The sequence below is a fragment of the Bradyrhizobium sp. SZCCT0153 genome (assembly GCF_018129995.1).
Taxonomy (GTDB): Bacteria; Pseudomonadota; Alphaproteobacteria; order Rhizobiales; family Xanthobacteraceae; genus Bradyrhizobium; species Bradyrhizobium japonicum_G.
This window is the reverse complement of sequence record NZ_JAFCKS010000004.1, coordinates 380,557-400,258: the sequence shown is the minus strand read 5'-3', so window position 1 is coordinate 400,258 and position 19,702 is coordinate 380,557. Positions and strand designations below refer to the sequence as shown.

General features: G+C 65.0%; 16 protein-coding genes and 1 pseudogene. 6 read left to right on the top strand and 11 right to left on the bottom strand.

Annotated elements, in window-relative coordinates:
• Positions 1 to 49: 49 nt before the first annotated feature.
• The gene (locus tag JQ572_RS20275) at positions 50 to 1,711 is read right to left on the bottom strand and encodes a hypothetical protein (protein ID WP_211384578.1); all 1,662 of its coding nucleotides are present in this window, start codon (positions 1,709 to 1,711) and stop codon (positions 50 to 52) included.
• 312 nt (positions 1,712 to 2,023) lie between these two features.
• Between JQ572_RS20275 and JQ572_RS20270 the strand changes: the two are divergent.
• Positions 2,024 to 2,529: pseudogene (locus JQ572_RS20270) on the top strand (GNAT family N-acetyltransferase).
• A gap of 3 nt (positions 2,530 to 2,532) precedes the next feature.
• On the opposite strand, the gene JQ572_RS20265 reads toward JQ572_RS20270, so the two are convergent.
• Both JQ572_RS20265 and JQ572_RS20260 read right to left on the bottom strand, forming a co-directional pair.
• Positions 2,533 to 3,012 carry a YkgB family protein gene (locus tag JQ572_RS20265; protein WP_211384577.1) on the bottom strand — a complete coding sequence of 160 codons (480 nt, stop codon included), beginning with the start codon at positions 3,010 to 3,012 and terminating at the stop codon, positions 2,533 to 2,535.
• Positions 3,013 to 3,189: 177 nt separating this feature from the next.
• The gene (locus tag JQ572_RS20260) at positions 3,190 to 3,783 is read right to left on the bottom strand and encodes a TetR/AcrR family transcriptional regulator (protein WP_211384576.1); all 594 of its coding nucleotides are present in this window, start codon (positions 3,781 to 3,783) and stop codon (positions 3,190 to 3,192) included.
• 98 nt (positions 3,784 to 3,881) lie between these two features.
• Here JQ572_RS20260 and JQ572_RS20255 point away from each other — a divergent pair, with 98 nt between their 5' ends.
• Positions 3,882 to 4,619: a 3-oxoacyl-ACP reductase family protein gene (locus JQ572_RS20255; protein WP_211384575.1), complete on the top strand. Its 738-nt coding sequence runs from the start codon at positions 3,882 to 3,884 to the stop codon at positions 4,617 to 4,619.
• Positions 4,620 to 4,660: 41 nt separating this feature from the next.
• Here the strand turns inward: JQ572_RS20255 and JQ572_RS20250 are convergent, their stop codons facing one another.
• From JQ572_RS20250 to JQ572_RS20235, 4 genes are all read right to left on the bottom strand, one after another.
• Entirely contained in the window at positions 4,661 to 4,909 is a 249-nt protein-coding gene (locus JQ572_RS20250) for a hypothetical protein (protein ID WP_211384574.1), read from the bottom strand.
• 47 nt (positions 4,910 to 4,956) lie between these two features.
• Positions 4,957 to 6,081, bottom strand: coding sequence for a DUF2336 domain-containing protein (locus tag JQ572_RS20245; protein ID WP_211384573.1), 1,125 nt, complete (start codon positions 6,079 to 6,081; stop codon positions 4,957 to 4,959).
• Between the two features lie 351 nt (positions 6,082 to 6,432).
• The gene (locus JQ572_RS20240) at positions 6,433 to 10,092 is read right to left on the bottom strand and encodes an AsmA family protein (protein ID WP_211384572.1); all 3,660 of its coding nucleotides are present in this window, start codon (positions 10,090 to 10,092) and stop codon (positions 6,433 to 6,435) included.
• A gap of 132 nt (positions 10,093 to 10,224) precedes the next feature.
• Positions 10,225 to 11,457 carry a cytochrome P450 gene (locus JQ572_RS20235; RefSeq protein WP_211384571.1) on the bottom strand — a complete coding sequence of 411 codons (1,233 nt, stop codon included), beginning with the start codon at positions 11,455 to 11,457 and terminating at the stop codon, positions 10,225 to 10,227.
• A gap of 132 nt (positions 11,458 to 11,589) precedes the next feature.
• Here JQ572_RS20235 and JQ572_RS20230 point away from each other — a divergent pair, with 132 nt between their 5' ends.
• Entirely contained in the window at positions 11,590 to 12,201 is a 612-nt protein-coding gene (locus JQ572_RS20230; protein ID WP_211384570.1) for a TetR/AcrR family transcriptional regulator, read from the top strand.
• A 12-nt stretch (positions 12,202 to 12,213) separates the two neighbouring features.
• Here the strand turns inward: JQ572_RS20230 and JQ572_RS20225 are convergent, their stop codons facing one another.
• Entirely contained in the window at positions 12,214 to 13,452 is a 1,239-nt protein-coding gene (locus JQ572_RS20225; protein WP_249129133.1) for an MFS transporter, read from the bottom strand.
• 182 nt (positions 13,453 to 13,634) lie between these two features.
• Between JQ572_RS20225 and JQ572_RS20220 the strand changes: the two genes are divergently transcribed.
• From JQ572_RS20220 to JQ572_RS20210, 3 genes are all read left to right on the top strand, one after another.
• Positions 13,635 to 14,066 (top strand): hypothetical protein, encoded by a 432-nt coding sequence (locus JQ572_RS20220; RefSeq protein ID WP_211384569.1) that lies wholly within the window; start codon positions 13,635 to 13,637, stop codon positions 14,064 to 14,066.
• 61 nt (positions 14,067 to 14,127) lie between these two features.
• Positions 14,128 to 14,481, top strand: coding sequence for a hypothetical protein (locus JQ572_RS20215; RefSeq protein WP_211384568.1), 354 nt, complete (start codon positions 14,128 to 14,130; stop codon positions 14,479 to 14,481).
• A gap of 14 nt (positions 14,482 to 14,495) precedes the next feature.
• Complete coding sequence (locus JQ572_RS20210; protein WP_211384567.1) at positions 14,496 to 14,924, top strand: hypothetical protein; 429 nt, start codon at positions 14,496 to 14,498, stop codon at positions 14,922 to 14,924.
• Between the two features lie 55 nt (positions 14,925 to 14,979).
• Here the strand turns inward: JQ572_RS20210 and JQ572_RS20205 are convergent, their stop codons facing one another.
• From JQ572_RS20205 to JQ572_RS20195, 3 genes are all read right to left on the bottom strand, one after another.
• On the bottom strand, positions 14,980 to 15,441 hold the full coding sequence (locus JQ572_RS20205) for a hypothetical protein (protein WP_211384566.1): 462 nt from the start codon (positions 15,439 to 15,441) through the stop codon (positions 14,980 to 14,982).
• A gap of 134 nt (positions 15,442 to 15,575) precedes the next feature.
• Positions 15,576 to 16,949 (bottom strand): HD-GYP domain-containing protein, encoded by a 1,374-nt coding sequence (locus tag JQ572_RS20200; RefSeq protein WP_211384565.1) that lies wholly within the window; start codon positions 16,947 to 16,949, stop codon positions 15,576 to 15,578.
• An 80-nt stretch (positions 16,950 to 17,029) separates the two neighbouring features.
• Positions 17,030 to 19,615 (bottom strand): EAL domain-containing protein, encoded by a 2,586-nt coding sequence (locus JQ572_RS20195; RefSeq protein ID WP_211384564.1) that lies wholly within the window; start codon positions 19,613 to 19,615, stop codon positions 17,030 to 17,032.
• Between the last annotated feature and the right edge of the window lie 87 nt (positions 19,616 to 19,702).

Below are 19,702 nucleotides of genomic sequence, written 5' to 3'. Positions count from 1 at the left end.
CAAAACACCGGCACAATGCCATCATCGCCATGACCGACCGTATCCGGGATCATGCCGGCTTGTGAGCCAGCACTGCTCCAACGCGGTCCTTCTTGAGCGCGAACTGGGCCGCCAATGCGAGGCCGAGTGCCAGACAGAACGTCGTGCCGGCCGCAATGAAGCGCAGCTTGCTGGTTTCCCAGATCGCCCCTTCCTGTGCCGTCATCGACAGCAAGGGCGGAAGAAGCAGGAACACGTTGGTTGCCGCAAAGCCGAGGCAATTGGACAGCCGCCACGCGACCGTTCGTACTGAATTATCGATGTCCGGCAGATCGGAGCAGCTCTGCCTGTCGAGATAGTACGAAATATAGACGGTCACGAGCGCCGGCCCGAGCCCCCACTTCAACATCGCATAGTAAAGACTGGCAAGGGACATTTCCCGCAGATTGCCCTCGCCGAAGTAATGCACGGCCACCGTCAGACCCGCGGGCCCCACGACGAGCGCGACCAGAAAGCTCCAGCAATAGGTCGTGAGGTGCGACTGATCTGAATTGTTTCCCAGAGAAGACATCGCAAATCGAAGCAAGAGAACGACGACGATCGCGAATCCATAATTGCAGAGCGAATACATGACCCATGCCATCGAGCGATTGGGGTCTTGCGCCCAGACGATACCCCTGCCCTGCAGCACGTCATACACGACGGCCGAAATGGTCACGCCCAGATAGACGGAACAGATCAGTGCAATGATATAGACGATCCAGTATCGCAACGGATTGTCGTGAATGGGAGCATCGATTTCGATGCCGAACTTGCTGGCCTCGTTGCGCAGGTCAATTCGGGACCCGTTGCGGTAGATCAGGTAACACGCGACAAGCCGGGCAAACCGGTTGTAGAGGTCTTTGATCAATTGCGTGGCCTGGGGCGCGGCGAGCCCCATCAGCGTGCCGGCTTTCCACTGGCTCATTGTCGGCGCCGCTTGCTGGAAGTCCGCCATCAGCTTGTCGAAACCAAAGCTGTCCTCGGTGAAGAAGGTGGCGTCATCTCCAGTGTCGCGCCCCTGCGTCAGCCACCATTTCATGTAGCAGATTTCCGCCCACATCCGATCCGGGGTGTTCGGATCCTTGCGGAAGTCCTGATCGACGACGTCCGGCGAATTCGCGATGACCTTCGAGAGCACGTCCTGTGGCACGCGCAGCGAGAAGCGGATTTGCGCCATGATCTGCTTGGCGAGTTGAGGCACGCTGATCCAGCTCTGGATCACGTCGCGGACCATCAGCAGGACGTTCCACTGAGCCTCCTTTGTCAGGAGGAACAGATACACGGCCCCCATTGCGGCGACGACGGTCAGATAGGGCGCGGACTGACTTTTCGCGGCCTCTACGACGGCTTCCGGAATTGCGGGAACCAGCGGCGCCAGGGCGATGACGTCGCGGTTCTCATGGATGAGAAGAAGGAAAAAGCCGCATGAGAATACGACGAAGATGAAACCGCCCAGTCGATACTGCTGCCGGGTCGTCATGTATCGCGGGAAAGTCGGGACTTCGGCAATGGTGACCGCACGGCCAAACGCTTGCCAAGCCAACCGGCCTGCCACGACAAGGCCCAGCAACGTGATGGACCAGCGTACCAGCGAAGGTAGCAGTTCGGACGCGGCGTCGCCGACCTGATCCAGCGAGGCCTGTGTCGATAGTAGAATGGAAACGACAATTCCCAACACGATGCTAGCCATAGCCTGAACTCCCTCTTGCTCGAGATAGTTCGTACGGGCCGCTCTACGCGGAATTAGAGCATACCGTAAGTCCGGAGCGACTACGTGTGTGTGAGGCAATTCACACCCTCTGGGCGTTTTGGTCCAACTCTCTCAGTCAGGAGAACACGATGCCGTGTCCGGCACGCCCCCGATATCCCGACAAGGCGAGCCGGAAAACGCAATCCCGGTGCGGCCGGGATTGCAGTAACAGCGACCGTTGCGCTAGCACTGCGCGCGAAGACTCCTCGCCGGCGTGGTGACGTCCGGCTCAGAAAGCTGCTATCTGTCTCCATGGATCATTTCAGCACCAGCAGACTGACCGCGGAGAGGCTGAACGAAGATCCCTCGACGATCTCGTCGCGCTGCATCTCGATGCCGAGGTGTCGCGCTATCTCGGCGGCGTGCGCGCACCCGAGGTGACCAGGACCTATCTCGGCACCAACATGGCGCATTGGGACCAGCACGGCTTCGGGCTCTGGGTGCTGCGATCGAAGGACGGGACATTCGCCGGACGGGCGGGCATCCGCCACATCATGGTGGACGACATCGACGAGATCGAGATCGCCTACGCGTTCAAGCGCGAGTTCTGGGGCCAGGGACTGGCAAGCGAGATCGCGACGGCGCTGACGGACATCGGCCTGTCGCGATTCGAGCTGCCGTCCCTCATCGGCATCGTCTATGTCGGGAACGGCGCGTCCCGCCGGGTGCTGGAGAAGTCGAATTATCTGCTCGAGCAAAGCACGATACGCCACGGCAATGACGTCGTGATCTACCGCATCCGGCGGTGGGGGGCTTGACGCTCAGCCGGTGCGCAGTCGGACAACCGATCGCGGCAAAGAGGCGAGAAACAACACCCCGCAAACGCACAGCAGGACGATATCCTTGAACAGAAATTCGCCGGTCAGATTCCACGCCATCGGATCGGACGAAAGGCTCCATTTGACGACGCCCGGCGTCGTGAAGAAGAACGACCACGTGATCGCGAAGGTCACCATGCCCATGAACGAACCGAGCGCGGACATGACCGGACTGAAGCTGCCGGCCGCGAGCAGCGCCGCAATCACGAATTCGGCGACACCGAGAAAATAGGCCTCTCCCCTCAGGCCGAACACCGACAGCCAGGAGATGAACGGGCTGTTGCTGATGAACTGAGCGATGCCCTGTGCGGATTGCAGCGTGAATTTCTGCATTCCAAACGAGACGAATACGATCACCATGACCCAGCGCAGAATGGCGAGCGAACGATAAGAACCGCCGCCATTCTCGGCGACGCCTTTCATGTGACGATGTCTCCCCTGACCGCGCGCGCAACTGTTGGCGAACGGAGCGTTCGCTACGCCCTTTACGGAGGGGAGCGTCACTCGTTACAGGCGCGGCCGAGGTTCCCCGATCACAGCTGCGTGCAATGGGCGTGTCCGCGTCGCGGTCGAGACGCACGCGTTGCAGACAGACTCGCTCTATCCGTTCCCCGGCCACGCAGCCATCGCCGCCTTGGCTGCGCCTCTCAGTTCCTCGGGCGTGGCGCCGTCCTTGGCCTGGATCGCCATGCCCTGGAAGACGCTGAGATAGAACCGGCTCAGGGCCTCGATGTTGGTCGCGGCGGGCACTTCGCCGTTGGCGACCGCCCCCTCGATCCGCGCGCGCAGATTGCCGAACATCTCGAGCCGGACCTTCCTGATGGCGCGTGCAATCGCGGCCGGCCATTCGTCGCTGACGGCGCCCAGCACGGCCATGCAGCCGGCCGGAGCCGTCCGGGATTTCGGCAGGGTCTCGGCGGCCCCGATCAGCAGGTTCTCGATGCCGGCCCGCGCGGTTTTTCCTTCCGAGAGCCTGTCCCAGACCGATTGCCCGTGGGTCAGGACGTAATGCTCGATCGCGGCGAGATAGAGCGCCTCCTTGCTGTCGAAAGCCGCATAGAGGCTCGGCGAGCGGACGCCCATGGCGTCACAGAGATCGTGCATCGAGGCCGCCTCGAACCCCTTGCGCCAAAACAGGAGCATGGCGGCTTCGAGTGCTGCCTCGCGATCGAATTCCCTGGGACGTCCGGCCATCGCTCGCTTTCTGTAATGATCAACACATAATTGACTTGACGCCGCCGTTCAAGACTCCACATATTCTGTGTCGATCGTTACAGAATTGGAGAGAGCAAATGAATCTGGCAGGAAAACGGGCCCTGGTCACGGGCGCAAGCAGGGGTATCGGTGCAGCCATCGCAAAGGCGCTGGCCGCGGAAGGCGCAGATGTTGCAATTACTTACGAGAAGTCGGCAGACAGCGCCGGAGGCGTCGTTGACGCCATCAAGGCGGAGGGGCGGAACGCCGTGGCGATCCAGGCCGACAGCGCCGATGTCGCCGCCGTCCGGGCCTCGGTCGACAAGACCGTCGCGGCACTGGGCGGGCTCGATATCCTGGTCAACAACGCCGGAATTCTGCGATTGGGCGGCCTCAACGACATCTCGCTCGGGGATATCGATGCGCTGCTGAACGTCAACGTCCGTTCCCCGATTGTCGCGAGCAAGGCCGCACTGCCCCACCTCGGCAAGGGCGGCCGCATCATCACCATCGGCAGTTATTTCGCCGACCGCGTGCCGTCGCCGGTGCTCGGCGTGTACGCGGCGTCGAAGTCGGCGCTCGCCGCCTTCACGAAGGCGCTTGCGCGGGAGCTTGGCCCCAGGGACGTCACGGTCAACCTGGTGCAGCCCGGCTCGATCGACACCGACATGAATCCTGCGAGTGGCCCGACCGCGGAGACATTGAAGCAGTTCATGGCGCTGGGCCGGTACGGCGCGACGGACGATATCGCCAATGCAGTCGCGTTCCTCGCCAGCCCGAAGGCCAAGTACATCACCGGCTCGACATTGACCGTCGACGGCGGCGCGAACGCCTAGACGCCGAATGAGCACCCGGCGGGGCGCGGCCCGGCCGAGTTCTACCGGAAATATCCCAGCACGAGATCGAGGTCCGAGTTGCCGGCGACCGTGCCGTTCAGCTCGGCGTCGATGACGCGGCGGCAGGCTTCGATCGCGGCGTGGTCGCCGAGATCGTTGGCGGCCTCGAGCACGAGCCATGCGGCATCGACCGAGGCCTTGTCCGGCGCGCCGCCGATATCGCCGGCTGCAGCCGTGTTGAGGGACTTGTTCGGACTCTTGCGAATTGCGGTGCCGAATTGAGGCAACATTGCAAATACTCCCCTTCGAATTCCGGGATGATGCTCAGTGCACCCGTTCAGTGGATCTGGAGCTCGGGCTGACGGCCCGAAACGGAATCGGCACCCGCGCCGGTCTTGCGCGACTGGTAGAACTTCAGAACGCTGCGCGAGGTCTCGGTCTTGAGCCGGCCGAAATCGCGCTCATTGTCGTGAAGCTCGCGTGCCGTGATCAAATGATCCTTGGCGCCGAGGAACAGCAGCGACATCGTCGTCTCCCAGGAGAAGTCGAGCGCCTTGCACAGCACCAGGATCATCTCGCGGTTGCGGTCCATCATCGCGCGCTCGATCACGTCGACCGGCAGCGCGGACAGCAGCGACAAGCCGATCTGAACCTCGTCGAAGCGGTGCTGGCGTGCGTAGTTCGAGATCGATTCCTGATTGAGGTTGCCCTGCCGATACTGCGTCGTCACCACGCGCTTGGCGACGAAATAGCTGCGCGACGAGGGGCCGAACTTCGACTGCAGGTCGCCGGTGACCTCGGTCACCGAACTCTGGATCTGCGCCATCATCTCCGGGCGCTCGCTCTCGAGCCGGCGGCGGACGTCTTCCGACGCTTTCGAGATCAGCTGCTGGAAGACGTGACGCGGCACGTCCTTGCGCAGGCCGAGCTGCTCGGCGAGGATCGAGTCGCCCTCGGCGCGGCGGACCATGTGGAGGAGGCCCGAGCCGGAGAAGCGAGCACCCTCGTTCTTCGCAACCGACGTCACGACCTCCTGGTTGCCCCGCTTGACCAGCACGTCGGTCACGGCCTCGCCGATCGATTCGCGCTGGGCGATCGCGAGCAGATGCGCCTGCCCCTTGGTCAGGGCGTTCTCGATCAGCATCTTCTCGTCGATACGCGTGGAGTCGCGCAGCACGGGACCGGCGACCTCGATCTCGTCGTCCGAGGCGAGTTTCTCGATGACGTTGAGCGGAGCATGATCGCACGCCGCCATCAGCTCCGAGAGCTGCGCGCGCGCGGCGACCTCGATCTCTTCGGCAAGCCGGCCGATGACCTCGCCGAACATGCTGATCTCGTCGTCGCTGTAGCGGCCGGTGATCAGGATGTCGGTCGCATGCCACAACGCCTTGGTCCGGCTTTCGTCGGTGCCGCGAGCGATCGCGTCGTCCAGATCCTGCAGAAGCGTTTTCGCCCCGTTCATGTCGATCACCCCAGTTCTCAAACCCAGTTCTTGGCGAGCCGTCCTGCTTGCGTCGGCAGGACGCCGAATTCCTCTGGCAACGAGACTAGGGAACAAACGCGCAAATCCAGTAAAACCGGCAGAGCAGTTTTGCCGACAATATTCATTCAAATGCGAGGGAATGGATTTACCACCGCGTAACGCGGGAGGTTCACTCCCTCTCCCGCTTGCGGGAGAGGGTTAGGGAGAGGGTGCCTCAACAGAGGGATTCTCCCAGAGGAGAGAGCCTCCTCCCGCGCCTTCGGCGCGACCTCCCCCGCAAGCGGGAGAGGTAAGAGCAGCCTGCCGCCCAACCTCCCAACCACGACGCCCTCACGGGTTCGACGGCGTCAAAACCAGCGGCGGCTTCGGCCTGGGCTTTGCGGGCGGCGGACCCGGGGCCGGCCGCACGTCGATCGGCGGCGGCAGCGGCGCGGCCTGCTGGCTCGCAAGCGGCGGGCTTGCGTGTGGAGGACTTGTGAGTGGAGGACTTGGCGCGGCGGGCGCGGCCAGCGGCGCCTTCGGCAGAGGCGCCGCCTTCGGTTCAATCCTGGGCTTGGGCGGCGCGCGGCGCGGATCGCGGCCGGGCATCGGCACGTCCAGCAGCGGCGGCTCCGACAGCGGCTCCGGCGAGACCAGCGTCGGCAGCGCGGCGGTCGCGGGCGGCGGCTCGCCGCGCTCGATCGCGTCGAGCCGGCGCGTCTCGCGGTCGATCGTTCGCACCGCAAGCCACGAGGACAGCGGCGCGAGATCGACGGTGCGGCTCAGCTTGTCGGGAGGACCTGCCGCAAACAACTGGATCTCCGGCGGTGCGCCGGAGAGCCCGGTCATGATCGGCGTCAGGCTGGCGCGGATGTCGGCCTGGTCGGCGGGAATGTCGTAGCCTCCGGAGACGATGGCACGTGCGTTCTTTGCTTCCAGCGACGTCGCGCCGACGCGCAGTCGGCCGTCACGGATCGTGAACGGAATCTGTGCCGAGGCAACCGCGATCGGAGCTGCCGACAACGCAGGCTCGACCAGCTGCCGCAGCCTGGCGTCGTCGGCGACCTGGCCGCCGTCGCTGGCGCGGATGGCGATCTCGAAAGCACGGGGATTGAGGCCTGAGATTTCAGCGGCGTCCAACGTCACCGTGCCGTTGCCGGCGAGCGCGCCGGTCAAGGCCGCAACACTGCGGCCCTGGCTGGTCAGCGCCATCTGCAACGAGGCGCGTCCCTTGGGCAGCGCGAGATCGCGGTAGCGCAGCGCCGTCGCATCGACATTGCCGAGCTCGATGCGCGCGCTCAGCGCAACGCCGCTCGGGCCATTGCGCACGTCGAGACTCGCCGACATCTCGCCGCCGCCGAGGCCGCCCTTGAGCGCGTCGAGCGCGAGCGACTGGCCGTCGCTCCGGATCGTGCCGCCAAAGGGGCGCAGCTCGATGCCGCCCGGAAGCATGCCGCGCAAGGCCTGGAAGGCGATGCGGCCGCGCCAGCCACCGAGAAGACCCGCACCCAGCGGCTCGCCGGAATCATGGCCGGCCGCGCCGATGGCCATTGCGAGCGCGGGCGCGAAGTCGAGCGTATCGAGGCCCACCTCGCCGTCGACGCTCTTCTCCTGATCGAGCGTCATCGCGAGATGACCGCGCAGATGCGAGCCGGCCGCGCCGCCGTCGAGATCGTCGAAGGTCAGGCGGTTGCCGGAGAGGCCGACGCGCGAGGACAGGTTGACGGTCCGCACCGATTGGACGGCTGGACCGGTTCCGAACAGCGGCGCCAGATTGGCGTTGCGTACGCGAAGGTTCACGCTGCCCTTGAGCTCGGACGACAAGTCGACGCTGCCTTGCGCGTTCGCATCCAGCCCGCCGCCGCTGAGCTTTGCACTCAGTTGCAATGGCCGCCGCCAGGCGCCGCTCAGCCTGCCCTCGAATTGAGAGGCCCCCTCGCCCGCGGCCACCACGCGATCGAGCCCGAACAGCGCCAGCAGTGCGCCGGCCTGCGGCGTCGATATCTTCGAGTCCAGCGTGAAGTCGCTGTTGCGCAAGCGATCGATATCGATGCCGTTGATTGCGGCGACCGGCGTCTGGGCGGCCAGCGTCGCGATGGCCTTGAGCTGCGGCGCGTCGAGATCGAGCACGGCACGGGCGTCGTTGCGATCGGCATGCTCGGCGTTGGTGTCGAGACTGAGGTCGAGCTTGAGGCGCGTCGCCCCGGGCAGCGACGGCATCGCGTCGAGCCGCGCGCGGACCGAGGGCGCAATCGGCTCGAGCAGCGCCGTGAGGTCGCGCAGCGAATTGGCAGAGGATTTCAGCGTCAGCTTGCCCGTGGCCCCGGCGCGGTCGAAGCTGCCGCTTGCTTCCGTGGTCACGCCGCTGGCCTGGCCGAACCGCAACTGCTCCAGCGACAGCGCTGCAGGACCGTAGCCGAGCTTCGCCGCAAACGGCCGCAGTTCCTGGCCCGCGGAGATCGCGCGGCCGATATCGAGCGACAGCTTCGCCTCCTCCGGCCATTCGCCCTGCGGCCCGGCAAGCGCGCGCGCGAAGCTTGCGGCGGCATCGAGGTCGAGGCGGTCGGCCTTGAGCTCGGCGTCGATCCGCGAGCCCTTGCTCGCGCCGGTCTGGACGAAGGCGATGCGGCCTTCGACCGCGCCGCCCTCGATCTCGGCTTTCAGCCTGTCGATGGCGAAATGATTGGCGGCGATCGTCACGTCACCGGCAAGCCGCAGCGGCCGCGTGCTGCGGCGGTTGACCTCGGTGCGGCCCTGGAGCCAGGCCACCAGCGTATCGGGATCGGAGGATTCGATGCTGAGGCGGCCGCTGAAACTGTCGGCGCCGGGCGTCGCGCCGTTGAGCGAGAGCTGCGTCATGCCGGGCGCGCGCAGCTCGAGCCGCTGGAACGTCCAGGACCGCCCGTCGGTCGCTAGCTCCGCGGTGATGTTCTGGAGCGGACGGCCGCCGAGCATGATCTGGTCGGAGTTGAACTCGATCTGCGCGGGAATGGGCGCCTGCGGAATCGCGGCGAGGCCCGCGCGCAGCGCCGGCATGACACGCTGCGGATCGGTATCGTTCCTGGCCGTCAGCTTGTCGGCGTCGACCTGGCGTGCCGACAGGACCGCACGCAACAGCGGCGAAGCGCCGAACCTGAGGTCGCCGACGCCGCCGAGCTTCAGCGCCGTGTCTTCGGGGCCGAAACTGGCATCGATCTGCTCGAATTTCGCGCCCGCCGGATCTGCCTTGAGTTTTGTCGTGAGCTTCCACGGCATCGGCCCCGCTTCGCCCGCCTTCCTGATCGCGGGCACGGCCAGCGTCAACGCCCCCTCGAATTTCGGCAGGCGGTTGTCGAAGGCGAGCACGCCTTCGAGATCGGCGAGGATCGCACGCTCGCCGGGGTCGATGTTGAGATGGAGACGGGTGGCGCTGCCGTCGGCGCTCGGACCGGAGGAGACGCGGAACGGATAGCGCACCCCGGTCGCGGTGAAGCTGCCGTCGCCGCGGACCGATCCGGCCAGAGAGCGCACGTCGCCGGAGAAGGCGATGTCGTTCAGTTCCAGCGTCGAACGGCTGGCGGCGTCATGCAGCGCGATGCGGCCGGTGAGGTTCAGCCGCTCGATCGCCAGCGAGGCCAGATTGAAGGTACCGCTCGCGGTGGAGGGCAAATCGACCCGCCCCCTGGCATCGAGGCCGAGATCGACCGCCATGCCGTTGACCGAAAGCTCGGTGGCGCGCCATTCGCCGCGCATCAGGGAGCTCAGGCTGAACTCGACGTCGAGCTTGTCGGCGCGCAGGCGGCCGAGATCGTTGTTGCCGCCGAAAGTGACGGCGCGCAGCCGCAGCTTCGGCGCCGGCAACAGCCGCGCGTCGAGCTCACCCGCCACCCGCACCGGCACGCCGATGATTCGGCCCGCCTCCGCCTCGAACTGGGGCCTGAACTGGTTCCAGTCGATGAAGTAGGGCCCGATCAGCGCGGCCAGCAGCGCAATGATGAAGGCAATCGCTAATCCGAGCAGCGTCGTCTGCACGGGTCTCCCCTCGGCCAAACCGGCCCGGGCCCAACCTGAGGGCCTCAGGCGCGCCGGAACAGCCCCTTATATAGAGGGAAGTGTGGCGAAGTCACAGCGACCGTTGCGCGCGGAGGTTAACGCTGGCGGCCGTCACCAGCTCGCCGGCAGCCGCTTCAGGCCGCGCAGCACGAAGGTGGGCCGCCATTCCGGGTTTTCGACGTCGTCGATGCGCAGGTCCGGCAGCCGGCGCAACAGCGTCGCGATGGCGATCTCGGCCTCGATGCGCGCCAATTGGGCCCCGAGGCAGAAATGGATACCGCCCCCGAACGACAACGGCCTCACATTCTGGCGGGTGACGTCCAGCCGGTCGGGCCGGTCGGGATAGACCGCCGGATCGCGGTTGGCCGAGCCCAGCAGGCAGAGCACCGACTCGCCCTTGGGGATCCGCTTACCGCCGAGATCATCAATCTCCTCCAGTGCGACGCGGCCGGTCATCTGCACCGAGGAATCGTAGCGCAGGAATTCCTCGATCGCATTGGTGATGAGGTCGGGCTGCGCCTTCAGCAACCCGAGCTGGTCTGGATTGCGATGGAGTGCCAGCAGGCCGTTGCCAATCAGATTGACGGTGGTCTCGTGGCCAGCGACGAACAGCAGCATGATGTTGGCGGTCAGCTCCTCGTTCGTAAGCTTGTTACCATCCTCCTCCGCCTGCACCAGCTGGGTGATGAGGTCGTCGCCGGGATCACGGCGGCGCAGATCGAACAATTGCTGGAAATACATCAGCGCCATCTGGATGCGGGCATTGCCTTGCTTGATCTCGTCCGGCGTCATCGGCGACGGCTCGAGGATCCGCACACCTTCACTCGATCCGGTGTGGAACATCTCACGATGGTCCTGCGGGATGCCGAGCATGTCGCAGATAATCGTGACCGGCAGGCGGTAAGCGAAATCCTTGATCAGGTCCATCTGGCCGCGATCACATATCGCGTCGAGCGTCTGGTCGACCACTTCCTGGATTCGCGGCCGCATGTCCTCAACTCGTCGCGCAGTAAAGGCCTTGACCACGAGACCCCGCAGGCGCGTGTGATCGGGCGGATCTGCCTGCAGCATGGTGTGGGACATGTTGCGGAAAATCGGCTGCGCCAGAATATCATCGCCGTAGCGCCGTTTGCTGCGGTCGGCATAGTCCTTTCCAAATCGCTTGTCGCGCAGCACGAGACTGACCTCGGCATGGCGGCTGGCGACGAAGGCGCCGAACGGCGTCACATGCATCGGATCGGTGGTGCGCAGCCGGTCAAAGTGTGGATAGGGATTGCGGATGAAGTCCGGCGACAGCGGGTTGAACAGGGGATCGCCGGCGGCGGATTGCAATTGCTCGTTCATGGTGACCTCACGTCGGTTGCCGCATGACACGATACGCCGGCTGCCCAAGTGCACGGCGTAACCATCCCTTGAACTCAATTATCAATCCGATACATTCTTGTATCGAGTTGCATTCTGCCTTAAGCTGCCCCGATGTCAAGGGTGAGAACCAGGCCAACCAGGGACGATACGCGCGACAGACTGTTCGAGGCAGCCGCCCGCGTGTTCGAGGCGGACGGCATCGGCAGCGCCAGCATCGAGGCGATTGCGGCGGCGGCCGGCTTCACCCGCGGCGCGTTCTATTCGAACTTCACGAGCAAGGACGAGCTGATCATCGCCATGCTCGAGGACCATGTCGAGCAGTCGATCCGGCGCAACATGGACATCCTCGCGCGGCACGGCAATCTCGACGACTTCATCGCGGCTTTGAAGGCGATGGATCGCGGCAAGCAGGATCCGCTCGGCCGCTCGCCGCTGCTGCACATGGAGATGATCCTGTTCGTCGCCCGCGCCGAGAAGCGCCGCCCGGAGCTGGCCAAGCGCCTGCGCGCGCGGCGCAAGCTGGTTGCCGACATCGTCGAGGCCACGTTGAAGAGCAGCGCAAGAGGCGACACGCTGGACCCGCCCTGGATGGCCTCGGTCGTGCTCGCGCTGGAAGACGGCTTTCGCCTGCACCGCCTGATCGATCCGGAGACGACGCCGGCCGACAGCTTTCTGCGCGCGATCACGGATTTGCGGCGCAGGACGGGATTGGCGTCGGAGTGAAGCGGCTGCAGTTCAGGTCAACACTTCTGCAGTTGCCGGCAGACGCCCGCGATGCGAGAGCACCAGCAGCGTCATCACAAGAGCCAGGTTCAAAAGGCCGGCGGCAGAGCCGATCGCGAAAGCCGTCGTATAGCTTCCCGTCAGGTCAAAGATCGCAGCGCCTTGATAGCCACCGAATGCATGACCGATCCAGGCGAACGCGAGAATGATTCCCATCAGGGCTCCACGGCGCGCCGGCGGCGTTAGAGCCCGTGCAGAGACCAGCACGCTTGTCATGACACCGGCGTAAGCGAACCCGTACACAATGGAAAAAATCAAGAACCCGCGAAAGGATACGAATTGCGTGAATGCCAGGACTCCAGCCGTCTGGAGCGCCGACGCCACCGCCCACGATGAAAGCGGACCGATCATGTCGCACAGCTTGCCATATGCGATCCGCCCGGCAATTGCGGCAAGAAGCATGGCAAGCATCACGCCGCCGGCGTCGGTCGCGGGAATGCAGAGGCCTTGAATCAGAGGCATCAAGTGCATGAGCGGCACCGCCATACAGGAGCAGCAAAGGAAGACTGCCACGCTGAGGATGGGAACGGCGACGGTCGACCGAATCGGGGGAACATACGCTGCGCCGCTTCCAAAAGCGGGCGCGGGCGCGTCGCGCATGAATGCAGCCAAAGGCAGAAGCGTCACGAGAACGGCCGTTCCCAAGGCGATCATCGCGCCGCGCCAGCCGAAGCGCTCTATCAGATACGCAGAGAGGAAGGGGACGCCACCTTGACCAACGGCTTGCCCTGCGGCGGCGATACCGATTGCGAGGCCCGCCGAGGTCGGGAACCAGTTTCCAACCGTCGCGAAAATCGGAGCGAAGAGCGCGCCTCCACTCAGTGCCCCGGCGAGAAAGAAGATGACATAGAGTTGCCAGGGCGCATGCGCATAGGCCGTCAAGAGCAGGCAAGCGCCCATGACGGTGACTGCGATCAGACATATCGGCCTGATGCCGAGACGATCGGAGACGAACCCCATGACGACGCTTCCGGCCGCTATGCCGAGAAGTCCGAAGCTGTTGATCGCGGCTATTTCAGATCGGCCCCAACCTTCGGCGGCCTCGATCGCGACAAAAAACGCCGTAAGACCGTTGACCAGAGTGCCCATGACGAGCGCGAGCATGAGGGCCGCGGATCCCGTCGTGTACCAGGCGCGATATCGCAACATCTGATGAGCTTTCTGCTTCAATAGGTTCGATCGCGCAATCATGACGCGGATCCGATGGAAAGCTTTGAGAATACCTTGATTTGTTCCTGAGACAGCCCTGATAATTTCTGCGCGCGATCGTGCTGCGCATGTCCACATCACCATGCCTGCCAAAGGAACGTTTCAGCGTCCTGCCACTTTATCCCGCGCCTTGTTTGGCAACTTGATAATCGGAGGAGACAGTGATGAGGATTCTGAAATTGTCTGCGGCCGCAGTTGCGCTGCTGGCCGGTACCGCGCTCGCCATGGCGCAGTCGAGTTCGACCGTCGGCACAGGCGGCTCGTCAGCCGGCGGCGGCACCAGCAGTTCGACCGTCGGCACAGGCGGCTCGTCGGCTGGTTCGGGCAGCGGCTCGGGCTCGGCATCGACGCTTGGCACCGGCGGCTCGTCGGCCGGCGGCGGCACCAGCAGTTCGTCGGTCGGCACGGGCGGCTCCGCGGCAGGCTCCGGCTCCAACTCCGCATCGACCGTCGGCACCGGCGGCTCGTCGGCGGGCGGTGGCAAGAGCGGCTCGACCGTGGGAACGGCCGGCTCGTCCGCGGGACATGCCAGTGACATGGGCATGGAGAAGGGCAAGGGCCACCACAAGGACGAGATGAAGAAGGACAAGGACTGACATCCTGGTCGGCGGAGCGGCAGCAATGCCGCTCCTTCGCCCTTGTTGAAGGAGGACTCGCATGCACCGATCAATCGTTGCGATCGCAGCGTTGACTATGATGGGCAGCGCCGCTGCGGCGGAAACCATGCAGAAGACCGGCAAGACCGCCTCAGGCGAGACCTGCCGGGTCACGGTCGAGAAACATCCCGACGGCAGCGTCACCGCACTCGGCTCATCGGGCTCAGGGACAACCGGCTCGACCGCATCCAGCGGCTCGCTGTCGAGCTCGAGCTCGGCCGGCGGATCGTCGGTGCACGTCCAGGCCGGCGGCGGCAGCGTGTCGAGCTCGTCCTCGACGGCCGGCGGCCCCGGTTCGACCAGCGCGAGCACCGTCACAGTCAACGGCTGCACGATCTCGACATCGTCACCATAGGAAAGGATTCGACAATGAGGACATTGATCGCGACTTCGGCGGTCGCACTTCTGCTCGCCGGCGCCTCTCCGCTCTTCGCGCAGACCAGCATGACCGGCGGCAGCGGCGGTTCGGCCGCCGCCGGCGGCACCTCGGCCACGACTCTCGGCACCGGTGGCACCTCGACTTCGAGCTCCGGACAGACCGGTTCGTCGATTGCTGCGGGAGGCAGTGCCGCTTCCGCCAGCGGCAAGGCGCAGTCCGGCACCAGCATGAACAAGGGCAACGGTCCGGTGCTCAACTCCAATGCGCGGGCGCAGGCGCATGAGGGCGGCACGTTCAGCCGCTCCCACACGCGTACGAAAGTGAAGGCGGGCGAGGAGGTCGGGTCGACCACCAAGACCATGTCGCACGAGCCGGGCTCCAAGCCGACCATGTCGACGACCTCGACGGACGTCCGCTGAACCATCCCCGCGAGACTGCTGCCCGCAAGCCGCGGGCAGTTTTTCGTCGTAGCGATCAACCGCCGCTCAGCGTGCGGCTGACACGGGTCACGATCGCATCCCACTGCCGCTTCTCCGCGGCCGGATAATTGATCAGAACACAATGCACGTAGCGGGGTGCGAAGTTGCAGCGATTGTACCAGATCTTGCCGCGCCGGATGCTGGAGACCACGAAGAAGCGCGGGGTGATGCGCTTGTAGATGATGCCGGACGGCGGATTCTTGCGGGCCAGGAAAACGGCCGGCGAGCTGCCGTCGTTCGGAACGGCCTGCACCGTGAGGTCCGCGCGGCCGTCGCCGGTCCGGTACTGCATGCCATATCCGTCGGGCCGCGCCGCTTCCTCGGTGAAGATGGACGAGGGAATGTCGACGCTGGTGCCACTCTCGGGAATGCGATAGCTGGTCCAGCCTTCGGCGCCGGCAGCAGCCGGCAACGCAGGGAGCAGTAGCATGACTGCGATGGCGGCGATCTTCTTCATGGTCGTGCCGGGTTTTGCGTTGAACGGCCGACAACGTGGGGAAAAGCCCGAGGTTCCGATCCGCGAAAATAATGCGCGTTGCCCGTGTCATCTCACCAGACGGCGCAAGCGAGATGATAGCGTCGAAACGCTCGCTAGGCCGCCAGCGTCTCGTCGACCCGTCCGAGGGCCCGGCGAAGAGCCGCAAAGCAGTCCGGGTCGAGCTGGGTGCCGACCATCGCCGACATGATGGCGAGAGCTTTCGTGACCGGCATCGCAGCGCGATACGGCCGGTCCGCGGTCAGCGCATCGAAGATATCCGCGGTGGTGATGATCCGGGTTTCCAGGCAGATCTGGTCTGCCGAAAGGCCGCTCGGATAGCCTTTGCCGTCCAGCCGCTCGTGGTGCGCGCCGGCGATCGGTGCGAGCTCGCTGAACGCACTGATGCGCGACAGGATTGCTTCCGAATGGGCGGAATGCATGCGCATGACCTCCCATTCGGAATCGTCGAGCTTGCCCGGCTTGTCGAGGATTGCATTGCTGACGCCGAGCTTGCCGATGTCGTGCAGCAGCGCGGCACGCTTGAGCCAGCGTCGCCGCTCGTCGCTGAACTCCAGCTGCTCCGCAATCATGTCAGTGAAAAGCGTGACGCGCTCGCTGTGACCACTGGTGTAGGGACTCTTCGAATCGACCACCTGGGCGAAAGCGGCCGCGATGTCATCCAGATAGTCCTCGTCGACCGGCACGCTCGCCTGCTGCGGCAGCAGCGGAAGGGCCTCGAGCCGGTCCTCAGCGCCGAGCGTGTCCCAGAATCCAGGCTGCTCCGCGAGGCGCTCAAGCGCAGCCACGAGCCGCGGATCGAACCAGCTGCCCGATCGATTCCGGGCTTCACGAAGCGCAGCCTCGGGGCCGTTCGCGATGTAGAACACATCGACCACCTGGGCCAACAATGCTAGGCGCGAGTAAATCGGGATCGCCGTTTCACGAAGGCCGAGGGGCTTGCCGCCACCATCCCAATGCTCATCGAGATTCTTGATGCCCTCCGCCACCGGTTCGGAGAAGCGCATTTTGCGGGCAATGTCGGCGCCGCGATGGCAGCGCGTCTCGATCAGTTCGCGGGCGATCTCGCCGCCGTTCTGGAAGATGTTGACGATGGCGCGGAACCGCTCGGCCAGGCCGGCCTTCAGCCCAGTATGGCCCAGCACGAAGCGCAGCGCCTGCGGCAGGCTGCCATCGATGAGCTTGAAGTCCTGTTTGAAGGAGAGATCATCGGTCAGATACAGCTCGCAGATGCGCGCAGCGTTGCTGCTGCAGCCGAGATCCTTCAGCAGCAGCGCGTAATAGAGTTCGACCAGTTCGTCTTCGCCGAGGCCGATTTCCCTGCCGATCATGACTCCGATGCGGCTGCACCGCACGCAATGCCCGGCCGGCTGCCCCTCCGAGAGATCGAGCGCGTGGCTCAGTGCGCCGAGCAACTCGGCAAGTGTGATCCTGTCGAGCGGCTTGGGGACGTGAGGCATGGGTTCCATCGAAAGTGCTGCCGGGCAGCTTCGGCCGGTGGACAGATAAAGAGAACTTGTTGCTTGTGAGTTAAAGAACCGTTCGGCGATCAGGCCGACCGCTTCACCGCAACCGCAGCTGCCTGCGCCACATCAAGCCGCCCCAGCATCGCCCTCGCCTGCTCGGCGCAGTGCTCGATCAGCCAGCGCTCGAACGCGATCGGCGGGAGCGCGGGTGCATAGAGAAAGCCCTGCACGACGTCGCAGCCGAGCTCGGCCAGCGTCCTGCGCTGGCCCTCGGTCTCGACGCCTTCGGCGACGACGGTCATGCCGAGGCCCTGTCCGACCCGCACCACCGCGGTGGCGATCGCGAGCGCGCCGGCATTCTTCTCGATGTCGCGCATGAAGCTGCGGTCGATCTTCAGCTCGCGGATCGGCAAATGCGCAAGCCGGCTGAGGCTCGAATAGCCGGTGCCGAAATCGTCCACGGAAAGCCCGACGCCGAGCTCGCGGATCGCGTTCATCGTCTCGAGCGCGGCGACGCTGTCCTGCATGAACGCGCCTTCGGTGATCTCGAGCATCAGCGCATCCGCCGGCAGATCGTATTCGGCGAAGATGTCCTTGAGCCGCGCGGCCAGCGTGACGTTGCGGAAATTGATCGGCGACAGGTTCACCGACACGCAGGGAATGTTGAGCCCGGCGCGGCGCCAGATCGCCATCTGCCGGCAGGCTTCGCGCACCGACCACAGGCCGATCTGCTCGATCAGGCCGCACTCCTCGGCGAGCGGGATGAATTTGGCCGGCGAGACGTCGCCGAGCACGGCGTCGTGCCAGCGCGCCAGCGCCTCGACGCCGTGGATCGCGCCGTCGCTGCTGCGTATCTGCGGCTGGTAGCTGAGGGTCAGCGCGCCCTCGGCGATGGCGCGGCGCAACGCACCGATCAGGGCCAGCCGCTGCTCGGTGAGTCCGTTCATCTCGGCGCTGAACAGGCGATGGGTCGAACGTCCGGCCTGCTTGGCCATGTACATGGCCGCATCCGCCTGCTGCATCAGGGTGTCGATGTCGGTCGCATGATCGGGATAGAGGCTGACGCCGATGCTCACCGACATCTGCAGCTGCCTGGAGCCGAGCCGCAGCGGCGCGGCCAGCGCGTCGGTGATCCCGGCCGCGACGCGCTCCGCACTCTCGGCGTTGCGCTGCGGCAGCAGGATGACGAACTCGTCGCCGCCGAGCCGCCCCAGCATGTCCTCGGGCCCGATCTGTTCGCGCAGGCGCTGCGCGAGCTGGATCAGCAATTCGTCGCCGGCGGCGTGACCGAGCGTGTCGTTGACGTCCTTGAAATGATCGACGTCGAGGAAGGCCAGCGCCACATGGCTGCCGGTCGGACAGGCGTCGATCGCGGTGGTGATCAGGTTCCGCAGCTGCGCGCGGTTCGGCAGGCCGGTGAGGATGTCGTGATAGGCGAGCCGCGCGATCTCGGCGCGCGCCTCCTTGCGTTCGATCGCAAAAGCGCCGAGGTCGACGCAGGCCTCGACGATGCGCCGGTGCCAGTTGCTCGGCGCACGCGGCTCACGGAAGTAGAAGGCGAAGGTGGCGATGACCCGCCCGTCCTTGGCCTTGATCGGCGTCGACCAGCAGGCGCGCAAGCCCAATTCGAGCGGCATCGCCTTGTAGGGCTGCCAGCGCGGGTCGGTCTCCAGATCGGTCGCCAGAACCGGCTCGCCGTAAAAGGCCGCGGTTCCGCACGAGCCGACGTCGGGGCCGATGGCAATTCCGTCCAGTGCGCGGGAATAGTCCTCGGGCAGGCTCGGGCCGCCGAGCGGATGGAGCAGGCCCGCGGCATCGACGTGAAGCAGCGAGCAGACGACGTCGGGCGCGATCTCCTCGACCCGGCGACACAGCCTGCCGGCGATATCGGTGATCGGAACCTCGTCGGCAAGCGAACTCATGATGAGCTGCTGAAGCGAGCGCAGCTGCTTGGTCTCGGTGATGTCCTCGATCAATGCGAATATGTGCTTGACCCGGCCCTTCCCGTCGCGGAAGGCGTCGATGCGGGCGCAGACCCAGATCTCCTCGCCGTCCTTGTCATAGGCGAGCGCCTCGACCTCGCCGCGATGGCCGCCATGCATCAGGCGCTTGACGAGCTTCGCGACGGCCTTGCGATCGGTGTGGCGGCCGGCGATCAGCCCGCCTGCGCGGCGGCCCTCGGCTTCCTCGCTGGTATAGCCGAACAGCGTCGTGAATGCGGAATTGACGTAGACGATGTTCTGCTCGGTGTCGGTGATCATCACCGCGCGGTTGGTCTGGTCGGAGACGGCGTGGAGAAGCCCGATTCTGACGCGGCGTTCGGCCTCCGCGGTGACGTCGCGTGCGAACACGACGTGATGGGTCACGCCACCACTGGTAATTGATGAAAGCGAGATGGCCGCCCGGATGCGGCTGCCGTCGCGGCGCACGAGGCTGATCTCGTCGTGGAATTCCGCAACCGGTTCGGCCTGAACGCATTTGAGCGCGAGAAGCTCGGCGTCGCGGCCGAGCACATCGGCGCGCGCGAGTTTCCAGATTCGCTCGGCACCGGCGTTGAAATGCGTGATGCGATGCGCGCTGTCGACGATGAGGATGCCATCATCGGCGCATTCGAGCGCAGCCAGCAGCACTTCCGGAGTTTCTGTCATGGGACAATCGGAGGCGGACATCGTTGGACCCGGAGGCATCGGGGAGAGGCGGCAATGGGGCCAACGCTAACGCTGCGATGGTGTCCAAGACGTTTTTGCAATTCCTCC

Coding starts and splice junctions, on each gene's coding strand:
- JQ572_RS20250 (WP_211384574.1), bottom strand. CDS start 4,909: ATGTTGCCTCAATTCGGCACCGCAATTCGCAAGAGTCCGAACAAGTCC.
- JQ572_RS20210 (WP_211384567.1), top strand. CDS start 14,496: ATGAGGACATTGATCGCGACTTCGGCGGTCGCACTTCTGCTCGCCGGC.
- JQ572_RS20255 (WP_211384575.1), top strand. CDS start 3,882: ATGAATCTGGCAGGAAAACGGGCCCTGGTCACGGGCGCAAGCAGGGGT.
- JQ572_RS20220 (WP_211384569.1), top strand. CDS start 13,635: ATGAGGATTCTGAAATTGTCTGCGGCCGCAGTTGCGCTGCTGGCCGGT.
- JQ572_RS20205 (WP_211384566.1), bottom strand. CDS start 15,441: ATGAAGAAGATCGCCGCCATCGCAGTCATGCTACTGCTCCCTGCGTTG.
- JQ572_RS20245 (WP_211384573.1), bottom strand. CDS start 6,081: ATGAACGGGGCGAAAACGCTTCTGCAGGATCTGGACGACGCGATCGCT.
- JQ572_RS20265 (WP_211384577.1), bottom strand. CDS start 3,012: ATGAAAGGCGTCGCCGAGAATGGCGGCGGTTCTTATCGTTCGCTCGCC.
- JQ572_RS20225 (WP_249129133.1), bottom strand. CDS start 13,452: ATGATTGCGCGATCGAACCTATTGAAGCAGAAAGCTCATCAGATGTTG.
- JQ572_RS20235 (WP_211384571.1), bottom strand. CDS start 11,457: ATGAACGAGCAATTGCAATCCGCCGCCGGCGATCCCCTGTTCAACCCG.
- JQ572_RS20195 (WP_211384564.1), bottom strand. CDS start 19,615: ATGTCCGCCTCCGATTGTCCCATGACAGAAACTCCGGAAGTGCTGCTG.
- JQ572_RS20275 (WP_211384578.1), bottom strand. CDS start 1,711: ATGGCTAGCATCGTGTTGGGAATTGTCGTTTCCATTCTACTATCGACA.
- JQ572_RS20260 (WP_211384576.1), bottom strand. CDS start 3,783: ATGGCCGGACGTCCCAGGGAATTCGATCGCGAGGCAGCACTCGAAGCC.
- JQ572_RS20230 (WP_211384570.1), top strand. CDS start 11,590: ATGTCAAGGGTGAGAACCAGGCCAACCAGGGACGATACGCGCGACAGA.
- JQ572_RS20200 (WP_211384565.1), bottom strand. CDS start 16,949: ATGGAACCCATGCCTCACGTCCCCAAGCCGCTCGACAGGATCACACTT.
- JQ572_RS20215 (WP_211384568.1), top strand. CDS start 14,128: ATGCACCGATCAATCGTTGCGATCGCAGCGTTGACTATGATGGGCAGC.